Here is a 212-nt window from a genome sequence, read left to right as displayed (position 1 = left end):
ATCGCCTACACCTTCGGGCTGACGGGTCCTGCCGTGACGGTGGACACGGCGTGCTCGTCGTCGCTGGTGGCGCTGCACCTGGCGGTGCGGGCGCTGCGCCAGGGCGAGTGCTCGATGGCGCTGGCCGGCGGGGTCGCGGTGATGTCGACACCGGACCTGTTCACGGAGTTCAGCCGGCAGCAGGGCCTCTCCCGGGACGGCCGCTGCAAGGC

At 72.6% G+C, this 212-nt stretch carries 1 protein-coding gene; it reads left to right on the top strand.

What is annotated here, in order from left to right:
* Positions 1–212: beta-ketoacyl synthase N-terminal-like domain-containing protein (locus BBH68_RS38595; RefSeq protein ID WP_141713169.1), on the top strand; the 212-nt coding region annotated here is incomplete at both ends.

Source organism: Streptomyces sparsogenes (genome assembly GCF_001704635.1).
Classification (GTDB): Bacteria; Actinomycetota; Actinomycetes; order Streptomycetales; family Streptomycetaceae; genus Streptomyces; species Streptomyces sparsogenes.
Note: the sequence above shows the minus strand (reverse complement) of the source record. Positions and strands in the feature narration are given on the sequence as shown.